The sequence below is a fragment of the Actinokineospora xionganensis genome, from assembly GCF_014323725.1.
Classification (GTDB): domain Bacteria; phylum Actinomycetota; class Actinomycetes; order Mycobacteriales; family Pseudonocardiaceae; genus Actinokineospora; species Actinokineospora xionganensis.
This window is the reverse complement of sequence record NZ_JABVED010000005.1, coordinates 144,422-158,330: the sequence shown is the minus strand read 5'-3', so window position 1 is coordinate 158,330 and position 13,909 is coordinate 144,422. Positions and strand designations below refer to the sequence as shown.

General features: G+C 71.1%; 14 protein-coding genes and 1 riboswitch. Of the genes, 5 read left to right on the top strand and 9 right to left on the bottom strand.

All coding sequences use genetic code 11. The features are described 5' to 3' along the window. The first annotated feature begins 223 nt into the window (after positions 1 to 223). The gene (locus GPZ80_RS11105; protein ID WP_446678425.1) at positions 224 to 334 is read left to right on the top strand and encodes a zinc ribbon domain-containing protein; all 111 of its coding nucleotides are present in this window, start codon (positions 224 to 226) and stop codon (positions 332 to 334) included. Here GPZ80_RS11105 and GPZ80_RS11100 read toward each other — a convergent pair. Then, on the bottom strand, positions 315 to 2,228 hold the full coding sequence (locus GPZ80_RS11100; RefSeq protein WP_187220232.1) for a PA domain-containing protein: 1,914 nt from the start codon (positions 2,226 to 2,228) through the stop codon (positions 315 to 317). The two genes, GPZ80_RS11105 and GPZ80_RS11100, sit on opposite strands and share 20 nt — an antisense overlap. A gap of 110 nt (positions 2,229 to 2,338) precedes the next feature. On the opposite strand from GPZ80_RS11100, the gene GPZ80_RS11095 reads away from it, so the two are divergent. Continuing rightward, positions 2,339 to 2,974 (top strand): nucleoside/nucleotide kinase family protein, encoded by a 636-nt coding sequence (locus GPZ80_RS11095; protein ID WP_222719138.1) that lies wholly within the window; start codon positions 2,339 to 2,341, stop codon positions 2,972 to 2,974. A 98-nt stretch (positions 2,975 to 3,072) separates the two neighbouring features. Continuing rightward, the gene (locus GPZ80_RS11090; protein WP_187220409.1) at positions 3,073 to 4,143 is read left to right on the top strand and encodes an AsnC family protein; all 1,071 of its coding nucleotides are present in this window, start codon (positions 3,073 to 3,075) and stop codon (positions 4,141 to 4,143) included. On the opposite strand, the gene GPZ80_RS11085 is transcribed toward GPZ80_RS11090, so the two are convergent. The 7 genes from GPZ80_RS11085 to GPZ80_RS11055 all read right to left on the bottom strand — a co-directional run bounded on the left by GPZ80_RS11085 (position 4,140) and on the right by GPZ80_RS11055 (position 10,021). Beyond that, positions 4,140 to 4,409, bottom strand: a complete 270-nt coding sequence (locus tag GPZ80_RS11085; RefSeq protein ID WP_187220230.1) for a hypothetical protein — start codon at positions 4,407 to 4,409, stop codon at positions 4,140 to 4,142. The genes GPZ80_RS11090 and GPZ80_RS11085 overlap by 4 nt on opposite strands. 65 nt (positions 4,410 to 4,474) lie before the next feature. Next, positions 4,475 to 5,404, bottom strand: coding sequence for an RluA family pseudouridine synthase (locus GPZ80_RS11080; protein WP_187220229.1), 930 nt, complete (start codon positions 5,402 to 5,404; stop codon positions 4,475 to 4,477). Beyond that, positions 5,401 to 5,985, bottom strand: a complete 585-nt coding sequence (gene lspA / locus GPZ80_RS11075) for a signal peptidase II (protein WP_187220228.1) — start codon at positions 5,983 to 5,985, stop codon at positions 5,401 to 5,403. Before lspA ends, GPZ80_RS11080 begins: the two co-directional genes overlap by 4 nt. Positions 5,986 to 6,018: 33 nt before the next feature. Next, entirely contained in the window at positions 6,019 to 7,383 is a 1,365-nt protein-coding gene (locus GPZ80_RS11070) for an aminotransferase class V-fold PLP-dependent enzyme (protein ID WP_187220227.1), read from the bottom strand. A gap of 30 nt (positions 7,384 to 7,413) precedes the next feature. Then, positions 7,414 to 7,529: riboswitch (SAM riboswitch) on the bottom strand. Between the two features lie 86 nt (positions 7,530 to 7,615). Beyond that, on the bottom strand, positions 7,616 to 9,097 hold the full coding sequence (locus GPZ80_RS11065; RefSeq protein ID WP_187220226.1) for a potassium/proton antiporter: 1,482 nt from the start codon (positions 9,095 to 9,097) through the stop codon (positions 7,616 to 7,618). A gap of 75 nt (positions 9,098 to 9,172) precedes the next feature. Then, positions 9,173 to 9,448 carry a DUF167 domain-containing protein gene (locus GPZ80_RS11060; RefSeq protein WP_187220225.1) on the bottom strand — a complete coding sequence of 92 codons (276 nt, stop codon included), beginning with the start codon at positions 9,446 to 9,448 and terminating at the stop codon, positions 9,173 to 9,175. Continuing rightward, complete coding sequence (locus GPZ80_RS11055) at positions 9,449 to 10,021, bottom strand: TetR/AcrR family transcriptional regulator (protein ID WP_312880250.1); 573 nt, start codon at positions 10,019 to 10,021, stop codon at positions 9,449 to 9,451. It lies immediately after the preceding gene. Between the two features lie 68 nt (positions 10,022 to 10,089). On the opposite strand from GPZ80_RS11055, the gene GPZ80_RS11050 reads away from it, so the two are divergent. Together GPZ80_RS11050 and GPZ80_RS11045 are read left to right on the top strand one after the other, a co-directional pair. Beyond that, positions 10,090 to 10,578 carry an SRPBCC family protein gene (locus tag GPZ80_RS11050; RefSeq protein ID WP_222719137.1) on the top strand — a complete coding sequence of 163 codons (489 nt, stop codon included), beginning with the start codon at positions 10,090 to 10,092 and terminating at the stop codon, positions 10,576 to 10,578. A gap of 215 nt (positions 10,579 to 10,793) precedes the next feature. Continuing rightward, on the top strand, positions 10,794 to 12,227 hold the full coding sequence (locus GPZ80_RS11045; RefSeq protein ID WP_187220222.1) for a hypothetical protein: 1,434 nt from the start codon (positions 10,794 to 10,796) through the stop codon (positions 12,225 to 12,227). A gap of 17 nt (positions 12,228 to 12,244) precedes the next feature. On the opposite strand, the gene GPZ80_RS11040 is transcribed toward GPZ80_RS11045, so the two are convergent. Next, on the bottom strand, positions 12,245 to 13,840 hold the full coding sequence (locus tag GPZ80_RS11040; protein WP_312880249.1) for a penicillin-binding transpeptidase domain-containing protein: 1,596 nt from the start codon (positions 13,838 to 13,840) through the stop codon (positions 12,245 to 12,247). Positions 13,841 to 13,909 lie beyond the last annotated feature (69 nt).

Sequence of the window (13,909 nt, the reverse complement as noted above, 5' to 3'; positions counted from 1 at the left end):
CGTTCACGCTGGGAACCGGAAGTGGGAGGCCCGCCAAGGCCGGAGCGTGCCATGGCTTGCCGGGTCTCATTGGGTCTCCGGGTTTGTCGGTGGTGATGATCGCTCGGTTGATCGGCATGTCCCGGTTCCGTCTCCAACAACACCCGCCCAGGAGCGGGTGTTGTTGGAGCACTGTGGTCATGCCCGGTTCGTGTGAATCCTCGCCAACGGGTGGGGTCTGCTGGTGACTCGCATGGAGCAGAAGGCTCCGGGCAGGGTGGTGAAGGTCGACCCGCGTTTCACGAGTCAGCGTTGTTCGGCGTGCGGGGAGGATGTCAAGGGTCGCGGAAGATGAACAGCCCGTAGTCGCGGTCACTGGCGAGGATCAACACCTCGTCGCCGGTGACGGTGGGGTCGTCGGCCGGGTTGGGGATGACCTCCACGCCCCAGAAGTTGTTCCCGGCCGGGTCGAGGTAGCCGCCCACCTCGACGAGTTCGCACGTGCTGGTGTCAGCCGGGTTGGCGCACTGGATCCGCAGCGCCCGCAGACCGCCCGAGTAGTACGACAGGTACATCAGGCTCGGGTCGGTCGGGTCGGTCGCCACCTCGTGCACCGTGAGGTCGCCGAAGCCGGACGCGAAGGCCGGGTCCATGGCCTCGGGGATGGCGAAGGTGTCCAGCTCCTGGCCGGTGGCGGCGTCGAACAGGTGCACGTAGCCCCACCCGTCGAACTGGCTGGTCACGTTGATCCGGTCACCCACGGTGCCGACGACCGGGGTCGCCTCGGGATAGGTGAAGGACACGGCGCTGTCGAACAGCTCATGCATCGCGCGGTGGCCGATGCACAGGGCCGAGATCTGGATGTCGAACTCGTGGCCCTGGCTGCCGCAGAAGTACGTGTCCGGCCCGAGCCCCTCCTGTGACCCGGAGTGGTGGTTGGCGATGATCGCCGCGTCGTAGCCGAGCAGCTGCGCCGTCTCGACCTTCTCCGAGAAGAAGCACGAGGCGCCCGTGTTGCCCGGGTCCCCGACCGGCCCGCGCTGCACGACCAGGGTCGCCTCTTCGCCCGCGGCCAGGGTCAAGGTCGAGGCGTTGGGGATGGACCCGATGTCAGAGGGACAGCCGTAGCCACCGAAGATCGTCGGACCGTTGAGCGTCCCGTAAAGCTCGTTGATCGGGACGGTCCAGCCGAACTCGCCCGCGTCATGGATGCCGCCGTCGTCGGTGACGACCCGGGCGCGGTACGGCCCGAAGTCCTCGTCGGTGCCGATGAAGAACCGGTTGTCGGCGGTGAACTCGGCCTGGTGGGCGTTGCCCTCGGGGGTGAGGGCGATGCCGGTCTGCTCGAAGAGCTCCGGATCGATCGCGGCGAACTCGGTGTCGTGGATGAACTCCGGACTCGCCGGGTTGGTCACATCGAGCAGGACGTAGCCGCCGTCCCAGTACGAGGCGATCATGATGCACTTGCCCGAATAGACGCCGGTGGTCATGCACTTGACCGTCATGTCGTGCAGGAACGACTCCGCGAGGTTGAGCGCGGGCTGGGCGACGCCGAAGGTGTTGAGGTCGGTTTCGCTGATCAGGATCGGGCGCCGCGGGTTGGTGATGTCGTGGATGTCGACGTCGCGCAGGTCCTCCTCGTCCTGCGCGACGAGGTAGACGCTGGTCGATCCCGGCGGCTGCCACATGAAGACGCTGTGGGTCTGGTGGGCGTCGAACGTGGTGCGGTCGCCGAAGCCCTCCTTCAGCTTCACCGGCTTCAGCGGGTTGGTGACGTCATAGAGCATGAAGCCACCCTTGTAGTTCTTCCCGCAGCCCTCGGCGTTCATGGCGAGGATCTCGCCGCTGAAGAACTTGGTCTCGACGTGGAGCACCTGCATGCCCTCACCAGGGCGGGTGTCCTGCGGCATCGGGATGAAGTTGACCTCGCGGGGGTTGGCGGGATCGGAGATGTCGATCACCCATGCGCCCGCGTCCGGGGAGTGCGGTCCGCCCGTTTCCGGGCCCGCACAGTCGGGCTCACCCCAGTTGGCGAGGTAGGCGTAGTTGCCGTAGGCGGCCACGTCGGCGACGAGCCCCTCGGTCTGCGTCACTTCGACCTGGCCTACCTGGGTGATCTTGCCCCAGGCACCGGATCCGAGAAGGTGCCCTTCGTTGGGGCCGTGCTGTTCTGGGTGGGCGGCGGCGAGGCCCGGTATGACCAGCATGAATGCCGCAGCGGCAACCGCGGGGACGGAGATTTTCCGCATGTCCCCCTCCAGTGCTCGTCCGATGGGGAGAGCCGCAGGCTTTCACTCTTGCGTTACTCCGAATAGGGGCTTTTGTCGCATTCCCGAGCCAGGGCGAGGAACAGGGAAGGATGGGGGTCGTGCGATTCCGACCGGTATCTCCCCCCACGCTCGTCGACGAGGTGTCCGCGCTGGTCGCGGACCGCCCCGACCTCACGCGGGTGATCATCGACGGCGCCCCGCCCACCCGGCCGGATGTCCTCGCCGACGACCTCGGTGAACGGCTGCGGCTGCTCGGCCGCCCGGTGCTGCGGATCTCCGCGGCGGATTTCCTGCGGGCCGCCTCGCTGCGCTTCGAGCGCGGGCGCACCGACCCCGACGCCCGGTACGACGACTGGCTCGACGCGGGCGCGCTGCGCCGCGAGGTTCTCGACCCGATGGGCCCTGACGGGTCGCGGCGGGTCCTTCCCCGGCTGTGGAACGCCGAGACCGACCGCGCCGCCCGGGCTGACTACGTCGATCACCGCGACGGTGTGGTGCTGGTGGACGGCGAACTGCTCCTGGGCCGCGGGCTGCCGCACGACTACTCAGTGCACCTGTGGCTGTCCACTCCCGCGCTCGCCCGCAAGCTCCCGGAGAGCGAGCACTGGGCGCTGTCCGCGTTCGCCCGCTACGACGCCGAGGTGCGGCCGCTCTATGTCGCGGACACCGGCGTGCGCGCGGACGATCCGCTGCGCTTGGCCGTGCTCGACGACGCCCCGGTGTGAGCGGACGATCACACAAACGGATCTTCGTCCGGCCGGTGTGACAGCTTCCGGCGCAGGACGAAGGGCGACCCGGTAGCGTGCGATCCGTGACGGATCCCATGGACGCACGGGTGCTCGGCGTAGTCGCCGAGATGGGCCGTGCCGCGGTGCACGAGGTTGCCGCGCGGCTCGGCATGGACCCTCGCGAGGTGGCGTCCCGGCTGGTCGCGCTGTCCGCGGCGGGGGTGCCGCTGCTCGTCGGCGTCGAGTGCGACCCCAACGGTGTGCGGGCCGCACTGGCCCGGATGGCGGCCCCCACGAACTACGGAGCGCCCGCCCCGCCCGGCCAGGGTGTGCACGGCACGCCGTCCGGGGTCTATGGAGCGCAGGGGACACCGTCAGGCGTCTATGTCGCCCAGCAGACACCGCCCGGTCCGCAGTACGGCGCGCAGGGCACGCCCTCCGGCGCCTACGGAGCGCAAGGGACGCCGTCCGGGGTCTACCCGCCGTCGCCGCCCGCCGGGTACCAGCAGCCCTACCAGCCGGCACAGCAGCAGCAGTTCCCGCCGTCGGGCGCGCATCAGGTCCGCACCGGCCCGCCCAGCCAGCCGTTCCCCACGCCGACCGGCCCGCCGAGCCAGCCGGTTCCGACGCCCGCCGAGCCGATCTCCACCTGGGGACCGCCGGGCAGTTCGTCGTGGGCGCGTGGCGACCAGCCGCCCGCCACGACCATGGCCGACGACCGCACGCGGCCCACGACCCGGCCGCGCAGGCAGGGCGTCTCGGGCGAGACGCTGGAGGCCGAGGGCCTGGAGGGCGAGCGGCTGTCGATCCAGCTCGTCGAGGTCGTCGACCCGGCCGACTACTTGTTCACCGCCGCGGGCTACCGGCTACAGCCGGGCGAACGCTCGGTGGTCGTGCACACCGAGCTGACCAACCGCGGCACGGTCCGCTTCGGCACCCTGCCCGACCTCTACCTGGTCCTGGTCACCCCGGACGGCAAGTCGATGTCCAAGGCGCCGGTGTCGCTGTCCTCCCGGCCGCCGCACCGCATCGGCGTGGCGCCGGGCGAGACCGCGGGGGGACACACCGTGTATGTCGTGCCCGAGGACCTCGAGATCACCGCCGTGCAGTGGAGCCCCCGCCCGGATGAGGAATCCCGGACGCTCACCTGGAAGATCGTGAACTAGCGGCTGAACAGCTTGCCGAACCAGCTCTTCTTCTCGCCCGCCGGGCTCCCGGCCTCCGGATTCGCCACCGGGATCGGCGACGTCGGCGGCTCACGGTCGTAGCGCACCTCGTCCGGGTTCACCCGAACCGTCTCGTCGACGTCGTCGGGCGACCCACCGATCACCGACGGCGCGGCGCCGTCCTGCATGAACCGACCGTGCCCCCCGGTCGCGAACGGATCGCCGTCGTTCGCGCCGTCCCACTTCGCCTCGCGCTGATCGCTCATCGCTCCCCACCCTCTTGCCGACTCTCCGACCCAAACTAGCCCAGAGCGACACCAACGGGTGGGATTCAGTAGTCCGCGGCGAGCAATTCCAGGGCCCGGGCGAGGTCGGCGGGGTACTCGCTGGTGAATTCGACCCACCGGCCGTCGTCGGGGTGGTGGAAGCCGAGCGTGCGGGCGTGCAGCCACTGGCGGGTCAGGCCGAGGCGCTTGGCCAGGACCGGGTCGGCGCCGTAGGTGAGGTCCCCGACGCACGGGTGGCGCAGTGCCGAGAAGTGCACCCGGATCTGGTGCGTGCGCCCGGTTTCGAGCTTCACGTCCAGCAGCGACGCCGCGCGGAAGGCCTCGATGGTCTCGTAGTGGGTGATGCTCGGCTTGCCGCCCGCGACCACGGCCCAGCGGTAGTCGTGCTTGGGGTGCCGGTCGATCGGCGCGTCGATGGTGCCGACGCTCGGGTCCGGGTGGCCCTGCACGAGCGCGTGGTAGCGCTTCTCGACAGTGCGCTCCTTGAACGCGCGCTTGAGCACGGTGTACGCGCGCTCGCTCTTGGCGACCACCATGACGCCGGTCGTGCCGACGTCGAGCCGGTGCACGACGCCCTGGCGCTCGGCGGCGCCGGAGGTGGAGATGCGGATGCCCGCGCCCGCGAGGCCGCCGATCACGGTCGGGCCGGACCAGCCCGGGCTGGGGTGCGCGGCGACGCCGACGGGCTTGTCGACCACGACCACGTCGTCGTCCTGGTGCAGCACGATCAGCCCTTCGACGGCGATCGCCTGGACCTCGATCGGCCGCTGCGGCTCGGGCAGCGTGACTTCGAGCCACGTACCCGCGAGCAGGCGGTCGGACTTGCCCGCGGGCCTGCCGTCGACCAGCACGTCGCCGGACTCGGCGAGCGCTGCGACGACGGTGCGCGACAGGCCGAGCAGCTTGGACAGGCCCGCGTCGACCCGCATGCCGTCTAGACCGTCGGGGACGGGAAGGGTGCGCGAGTCACTCATGCGGTTTCTTTCGCCTTGGCTGAGGTGTGGGTGCCGTCGTAGTCGCGGCCGAGCATCGCCATGAGGACGATCAGGCCGCCGCCGACGCAGATCGCCGAGTCGGCGACGTTGAACACCGGCCACACCTCGCCGTTGGGGCCGAACACCGACACGAAGTCGATCACGTGGCCCTGCAGGACGCTCGGGGCCCGGAAGATGCGGTCGGTCAGGTTGCCGAGCGCGCCCGCGAGGACCAGGCCCAGGCCCAGCGCCCACCCGGCCGAGCGCAGCTTCGGGATGATCCAGATGATCGCCACCACGACCCCGAGCGCGACCAGGCTCAGCAGCCAGGTCATGCCGGTCGCCATCGAGAACGCGGCGCCCGGGTTGCGCACGAGCTGCAGGTAGACGGCGCCGCCGAGCAACCGGATCGGCGCCTCGCCCTCCAGCGTCGCGACCGCGATGATCTTGGTGACCAGGTCCGCGATGAACACGACCAGAGCGGCCGAGATCAGCAGCAGGCGGCGGCGGGCGGGCGGTGCGGACGTGTCCGGTTCCGACTCGGTCGGGGTATCACGGTCGTCGCCGCGCTCAGTGTTCACCGCTCCATTGTCCACGGTGTGCGTAGCGGCCGGTCAGGACACCTCTCGCAGGAACGACGGCAGCGGCCGCGCGTCGTCCGCCGGGACCCACCTGCCGTCCACCTGGGTGTAGGTGAAGGCCGGTCCGTCGGCGGCCAGCGACCGCAGCGCGGCGACGAGCCGGTCGACGTGTTCGGCGGTCGAGCCGAGGCCGAGGCTGGCCCGGACGGCCCGCTGCTGGTCGGCGCCGGAGCGGTCGAGGAGCCTGCGGGTGGCGAGGTGCGCGCAGAAGGCCCCGTCGCGCACGCCGATGCCGTGCTCGGCGGACAGGACGGCCGCGGTGAGCCCCGCGTCGAGGCCGTCGACGCTGAAGCTGACCACGCCGACCCGGTCCTGCGCGGGTCCGAACAGTTCGAGGACCCGCAGGCCGGGGATGCCCGCCAGGCCTTGGCGCAGCCTGCGCAGCAGGGTGCGCTCGTGCGCGGCGATGTCGTCCCAGCACTGGGAGAGGGTCTCGCAGGCGACCGCGAGCGCGTGCACGCCGACGACGTTGGGCGAGCCTGCCTCGTGCCGCTCGGGCACGGCCGTCCAGGACACGCCGAGGTGGTCGCCCCAGTCGACGACCTGGCGGGTGGCGCCACCGCCGACGAGGTACGGCTCGGCGGCCTGGAGCCAGTCGGAGCGGCCGATCAGCGCGCCCGCGCCATAGGGGGCGTAGAGCTTGTGGCCGGACAGGACGACGTAGTCCACGTCCAGCGCGCGGATGTCGACCGGCCGGTGCGGCGCCAACTGCGCGGCGTCGAGCACGACCCGGGCGCCGTGGCGGCGGGCGACCTTGGCGAGTTCGGCGATGGGCCACACCTCGCCGGTGACGTTGGACGCGGCCGTGAGCACCACCAGCCGGGGACCGACCGGGCAGGCGCGGAGGGCGGTGTCGAGGGCGGCGATGGTGGCGTCCGCGTTGGCGGGGGTCTCGATCCGCTGGACCCGCGGGCCGCGCCACGGCAGCAGCGCCGCGTGGTGCTCGGTGTCGAACAGCACCACCGAGGTGCCCTTGGGCAGCGCGCGGGCGAGCAGGTTCAGGCTGTCGGTGGTGTTGCGGGTGAAAACCACCGCGTCGGTCGCGCGCGCGCCCACGAACCGGCGCAGTGTGTCACGCGCCTGCCCGTAGACCCGGGTGCACACCTGGGAGGCGAAGCCCGCGCCGCGGTGCACGCTGGCGTACCAGGGAAGAAGCTCGTCCACGGCGTCGCGCACCGCGTCCAGACAGGGCGCGCTGGCGGCGTGGTCGAGATTGGCGTAGCCGACTTTGCGGCCGTCGAGCAGCGGCACGGTCAGGCGGGCGCCGACGACTGTGGGCACGGTGGACTCACTCGGGTCAGCGGTGCGTGCTGTCGGGAAGTTGATGGCGAGCGTCAAGGCAGGCCTCCGGGTCCTGGGACCCGCGTGGGTCCGCGCTTGCCCGCTCGCACCACGCGACGGGCCAGGTCCTCACCCGGGGCACCCCACCGCGGAAGGAGGGTTGCCGGTCAGCGAGCCGGGGCTTGACGCTGACACTCATGACCTTGGTCTCGACCCTAGCGGACAACCGCACCCGCACACAGCGCCGTCCAAATCCTGGGAGCAGGTCGTGTTCATAACCCGCCTCGGACTAGTCCTTGCCGGATTCGCCCTTCCAGCGGGCGTAGCGGCCCGCCCGGTCGACCGCGCGGATCCGGGTCTCGGTGGCCGAGCGCACCGCCTGGGTGGTGACCACGAGGATCTGGTCGCCCTCCTGCAGCCGGGTCGTCGGGCCGGGGGTGAAGCCCTTGCCGTCGCGCGCGACCAGACTGACCGTGGCGCCGGGCGGCAGCCGCAACTCGGCCAGGTACACGCCGTGCAGCTTCGAGCCGAGCGGGATGGTCACCTGTAGCAGCTCGGCGTCGAGTTCGTCGAGGGTGGCGACGTCGACCTCGACCTCCTTCGGCTTGGCCCCCGGATCGAGTCTGAGGACGCGCGCCAGCAGCCCCAGGGTGCTCCCTTGCACCAGCGTGAGCACGATGACCAGCACGAACACCGCGTCGACCAGCAGGGTGGCGCCGGGCACGCCCTGCGACAGCGGGATCATCGCGAGCACGATCGGCACGGCCCCGCGCAGGCCGGCCCAGGAGAGGAACACCTGTTCTCGCCATGGGACCCGGAACGGCGTGGTGGAGATCAGCACGGACAGGGGTCTCGCGAGGAAGGTGACCACCGCACCGGCCACCAGCCCAGGCACGATCGCGTCGAGCAGCCGCGACGGAGAGGCGAACAGGCCGAGCAGGACGAACAGGCCGATCTGGGCGAGCCAGCCGAGACCTTCGGCGAAGGAGACGGTGTCGGCCCGGTGGGGCAGCTTGGAGTTCCCCAGCACCAGGCCCGCGATGTAGGTGGCCAGCAGGCCGGAGGCGTGCACGGCCTGCCCGCCGGCGAACGCCAGGATGCACACGGCGACCGTCGCGAGCGGGTAGAGGCCGGTCGCGGGCAGGGCGGCCCGGCGCAGGGCGTGGGTGCCGAACCAGCCGAGTCCGACGCCGATCACCGCGCCGACGCCGAGTTCGTAGGCGAGGGTGAGCGGCAGGGTCCAGGTGACCGGGTCGGTCGAGGCGAGCAGCACGACCGCGATGTAGCAGGGCGCGTCGTTCATGCCGGACTCCAGCTCCAGCGAGCCGACGAGCCGTCTGGTGACCGACAGGTTGCGCAGGACGCTGAACACGGCGGCGGCGTCGGTGGAGGCCAGCACGGCTCCCCAGAGCATGGCCATGCGCCAGTCCAGGCCGAGGATCCAGTGCAGCATCGCGCCCGCGACCCCGACACTGATCACGACCGCCACTGTGGACAGTGCGATTCCCGGCCACAGCGCGGGTTTCACCTCGTCCCACCGCGTGGTGAGACCACCTTCGGTGAGGATGAGGACAAGTGCGGCCAAGCCGAGGGCCTGGGTCAGCTCGGCGTTGGAGAACTCGATGCCGAAGCCCGCTTCGCCGAGCAGGACGCCGATCCCGAGGTAGAGCAGCAGCGAGGGCAGACCGACCTTAACCGACACCCGCACCGCGAGCACGGCCGCGAGGATCACGGCCGCTCCGATGCCGAGCGCCAAGGTCAGGTCAGCCACGCCGCCTCCAGGTTTGTCAGACGCATTCTCCCCTGCCGCGGGCCTACCAGCGTCTCTTCGACGACCAGCCCCGCGTCACCGCTCGTCGAGCAGCCGGTCCAGAGTGGATTTAGCGTCGTCGGGAGGGGGATCGATCTCGACGACCTTGTCCCGGCCGCGGTCCCCGGTCACGATGGTGATGTCCTGGCGGCGGACGCCGAAAGCCGCGGCGAGCGCGCGGCGCACCGCCTCATTCGCCTTGCCCTCGACCGCGGGCGCGGCGACGGCCACGACCAGCGCGTCGGCCCACCGACCGCCGACTTTGGCCTTGCGCGCGCCCGGCTTGACCCGGACCCCGAAGCGGAACGCCATTCACCGCTCCGCGGGCGGCGCGAGGATGACCCGCAGCACGTCGTCGACGTAGGCGCGCCTGCTCGGCGCCGAGCGGGGCAGCATCTCCGGTGCGACGCGCCTGAGCTGAGCCTGCCCGAGGTAGGCGGAGTACGCGAAGACAGCGCGCCTGCGCGCCGTGGCGCGAGCGAAGCCTAGATGCGCGAACTGTGTGACCAGATAGGCGATCCGGCGTTCGGTCACCCGCGAAACCGCCGCCGAGACCACGGGATCGGCGGTGGAGGCCAGCAATGCCAACTCGATGTCGACGCCGTGGTCGCCCGCGAGGATGGCGCTGAAGAGCAACCGCAGCCGTTCTTCGGCGGTGGCGCCCTGGTCGGCCAAGTCGATCACGCTTTCGGTGTGCTCCCGCTCCCACCGGGCGAGCGCGGCTTCGAGCAGCGCGTTCCGGGTCGGAAAGTGCCAGTAGAGGCTGCCTTTCGTGGCTCCGACGCGGGCGGCGAGCGGCTCGACGGCGACCGCGGCCGCGCCGCCTTCGGCGATCGCCTCGAGCGCGATCGCCGTCCAGTCGTCCTTGGTCCTTCTCGTCGGCACACCCATACGCTACCGTACGTCGCGTACCATACGGTTCCGTACGGAAGGCTGTGGCGATGATTCACAATGTGCACCAACGGGAATTCCCGGTCAGCCGCGCGACAATGGGCGAGCTCATCGACCGGATCGCGGGACCCGAAAGCCCCCTGTGGCCGGTCGACGCCTGGCCCGCCGTGCTGTTGGACCGACCGCTCTCGGTGGGCGCCACCGGTGGGCACGCGGACATCCGCTACACCTGCACCGCCTACCAGCCGGGCGAACTGGTCGAGTGCACGTTCATCCCCGGCCCGCTCAAGGGCACCCACACGCTCGACGTGCTCGACGGCCCCACACCGGACTCCTGCGTGCTGCGCCACGTCATCAGCGCGCGCCCCAACGGAATCGGCCACCTCCTCTGGCCGCTGGCCGTGCGGTGGCTGCACGACGCGCTCCTGGAGGACCTGCTCGACCGCGCCGCGGACTCCGTCGGACACCCTCCCGCGCGGCGCGCGAAGTGGTCGCCCTGGGTGCGGATCATGCACGCGGCGGCGCGCAAGCGCGCCGGGGCGGCGGTCTAAAAGTTGCACCCGAATGGCGCATCAAGCGTTCCTGCATCACCCGTAAGGCGGCATGGTCCTTTCACGGAAAGTTGCAGTACGCAAGGGGAAGATCTGCGTTTAACATGGGCGAACGCAGCGTGCGACGGACCGCTCCACTCCCCTGCCGGACTCGCCCACCGAAGGAGGCTCCGCTCGCATCCGGCCCAGTGTCGGATCGCCGAGCAGGCAACCAGATGACCGCACACCGATGGAGTGCCCTCTCCTCGGTCCGCCTCATCGCGCGTTCCTGGCGTTTGCGCGCCGAAGAACGGACAGCGACCGCGGGCCACGCCTCAGTCAGACTCATCGTCCCGCTCGGCTTGGCCGGGCTGACCGCCGCCCTCCGGGTGGGAATGCTCAACTCCCCCGCCCAGCCCGTCGAAGCCCAGCACGTGGCCCAGGTCTACGCGGTGGCCGAACTCGGCAAGCTGCTCGACCCGCTCGGCGCCGCGGCGGCACCGCTGGCCTGGTTGCAGATCGGCGGCTACACCGCCCTGACCGACGCCTTCACCCGGCACGCGACCGGCACCGCCGCCGTCCGCGAGTCGATCCTGTTCGCCTCCGCCTGCTGCGCCCTGCTGGTATGGCTCTTCGCCCGCCGGATGTCGCTGTCACGATGGACCGCCGCCGCCGCGGTCGTCATGGTCGCGCTGTCACCGCTGGCGATCTCCATGCAGACCGCGGTGCGGCCGGAGAACGTGGCATTGCCGTGGGCACTGGCCGGACTCGGTTTGCTGTGGACCCAGACCCGGCACCGCTCGCTCGCCCCGGACCTGTGGGCAACGGCGTTCCTGGTGATCGCGGTGATCACCGCCCCGGTCACCCTGGCGCTGGTCCCCACCGGCGCCTGGTTGATCTGGCGGCGCAAGCGCAAGCGCTTGTCGCTGATGGTGGCCTCGCTGTTCACCCTCGGCGTCGGCATCGGCCTGGGCACCACGTCGGTGCTCAACGGCGTCTACCTCACCGGCGACGGTCCCGTCCCGACGCACTGGGTGGGCATGGACCCGGTCCTGGCCGCCACCGCCGTCTTCGCCGCCTGCGGCGCCCTGTTCTCCTACCGGCTGCGCCCGCTCGCCGTCGGCGTCCTCACCCTGATCATGACCGCGCTGATCCCCGGCGGACCCGGAACCGCGGCCCTGGCCGTGGTGCCGCCCCTGGCCGCGCTGCTGATCGCCGGGACCGTCGAACTCGGCGTCACCCACCGGGAACGAGTCGGCAGACACCAATTGGTCCGGCCGTTCCTGGTGCCCACGACGGCGCTCGCGGTGACGGTGGCGGCGTTCGCGATTCCGGCGTGGGCGAGCCCGGTGGGCGCTACCGAGCGGCCCGACCTCGCGCCTGCCGTCGCGGCGGCGGTCTGGCTGCGGGTGAATCTGCCCGAGGAACGGATCTTGACCGACGATTCGACTTGGGTGGACCTGGTTCTCGATGGACGGCCGATTACCGCCACCACCCGTCCGGACGAGTGCGTCGACACCTGTATGGCCCAATCGTGGCTGCTGCTCACCCCGGCGCTGCGTCAGGAGATAGACGTCCGGCCGGGGCTCGCGAGCGCGGTGGACCGAAGCAAGGTGGTGGCGGTGTTCGGCGCGGACGAGACCCGGGTGGAGGTACGCCGCCGTCCATAGTGGACGACCGGGTTCCCTCAGCCGATCCCCGCCAAGAACGTTCCCGCCACCGCCACGGCGGGCGCGGCCGAACCGGCGTCCTCGACCAGCACCGCGAACGCGACATCGCCCCGGTAGCCGGCGAACCAGCCGTGGGAGTGGGTGCCGTCGCCGAACTGGGCGGTGCCGGTCTTGCCCGCCACCGCGCCGTATTTGGACAGCGCCTTGGCGCGGCCGACCGTCACGACCTCTCGCATCATGGTTCGCAACGACTTGACGGTGCCCGCCGACGGGCCCTGGTAGCCGGTCTTCACGACGGTGTCCACGCCGGCGAACAGCCGGGGGGTGACCGCCGAGCCCTTGGCCACCGTGGCGGTCATCAGCGCCAGACCGAACGGGCTGGCCTGGACCGTGCCCTGGCCGATGCTGTTCTCCACCTGCTCGGGGATGCCGCGGGCGGGCTGGACCCGGCCGGTCTGGGTGCTGATGCCGGGGATCTCGAAGTCCGCCGCGAAGCCGAACTGCGCGGCCGAGGCGGGCAATGAGCCCGACGCCAGGTCGGCGGCCAACGCGGCGAACGTGGTGTTGCACGACTGGGCGAAGGCCGTGCGCAGCGGGCCGTCGGGAAGTTCGAAGTCGGCGTTCTTGATGCTTCGGGTGCCGATGGTCTGCCTGCCGGGGCAGGTCACGACGGTGTCGATGCCCGCCTTGCCCGCGTTGAGGAGCGCGGCGGCGGTGACGACCTTGAAGGTGGAGCCCGGCGGGTAGAGGCCGTTGAGCGCCTTCGGGCTGCTCCCGGCCGCCGCGTTCTGCGCGACGGCGAGGATGCCGCCGGTCGACGGCTGGATGGCCACGACGATGGCGGCGCCCGGGGCCGAGTCCACGGCGGCCTGGGCGGCCTTCTGGGTGGCCGCGCTCAGCGTCGCGGTGACCGGCGGGGCGGGTTTGGCTTCGACGCCGAAGAGGTTCTCGACTTCGGCGCCCGCCTTGTCGACCAGCACAACCCGCACGGGGGCCGGAGCTCCCGCGGGCTGCACCTGGTTCTTGATCGCGCCCGCGAGCAGCGGCGCGGCAGCGGGGTCCAGCGGCTTGCCGTCGCGGTCCATCACGGCGTTCGGCGAGGCCGCGGGCTGCCGCACGCCCAGGGCGAAGCCGGGTGTCAGCTTGGGATGCACGATCGCGAGGTCCCAGCGGACCCGCCAGCCCGCGGCGGCACGTTCCATCGTCAACGCGGTCGGATACGTCCACACCTGGTCGAGACCCAGGGTCCAGCTGATCTGGAACTGCTGGGCGACCTCGGTCGCGCCGGCGGCGGGGGCGGCCTGGTTCGTCCACGCCGTGGCGACCTTGGTAGCCCCCAGCATGGACTTGATCTCGGTCAACACCCGCGAGGCGCCCTCACGGTCCGAAGTCATGGTCGCGGCGGTGACCATGTCCTGCGCGGCGAGCGACTTGATGAATCGGTCGCCGACCTGCAACGCCGTCGCCGTCGGCCGCGCCGCGGTCGTCTGCGTCCCCGCGACGGCCTGCGGCCCGCGTTGTCGCGGCATCAACACATAGACGGCGGCGCCCAGGCAGGCGATCACCGCCAAGGCCCCTATGGACAGAATCCAGCGCTTCCGTGTCGGTGACACGTCGAACCCCCAGTACCGCACATCCCCCGACGCGCGACAGTCACGCTTTCACCCACGATGCCAGGGAGG

Coding starts and splice junctions, on each gene's coding strand:
- GPZ80_RS11095 (WP_222719138.1), top strand. CDS start 2,339: ATGGGGGTCGTGCGATTCCGACCGGTATCTCCCCCCACGCTCGTCGAC.
- GPZ80_RS11090 (WP_187220409.1), top strand. CDS start 3,073: ATGGACGCACGGGTGCTCGGCGTAGTCGCCGAGATGGGCCGTGCCGCG.
- GPZ80_RS11100 (WP_187220232.1), bottom strand. CDS start 2,228: ATGCGGAAAATCTCCGTCCCCGCGGTTGCCGCTGCGGCATTCATGCTG.
- GPZ80_RS11085 (WP_187220230.1), bottom strand. CDS start 4,409: ATGAGCGATCAGCGCGAGGCGAAGTGGGACGGCGCGAACGACGGCGAT.
- GPZ80_RS11060 (WP_187220225.1), bottom strand. CDS start 9,448: ATGGCGTTCCGCTTCGGGGTCCGGGTCAAGCCGGGCGCGCGCAAGGCC.
- GPZ80_RS11045 (WP_187220222.1), top strand. CDS start 10,794: ATGACCGCACACCGATGGAGTGCCCTCTCCTCGGTCCGCCTCATCGCG.
- GPZ80_RS11080 (WP_187220229.1), bottom strand. CDS start 5,404: ATGAGTGACTCGCGCACCCTTCCCGTCCCCGACGGTCTAGACGGCATG.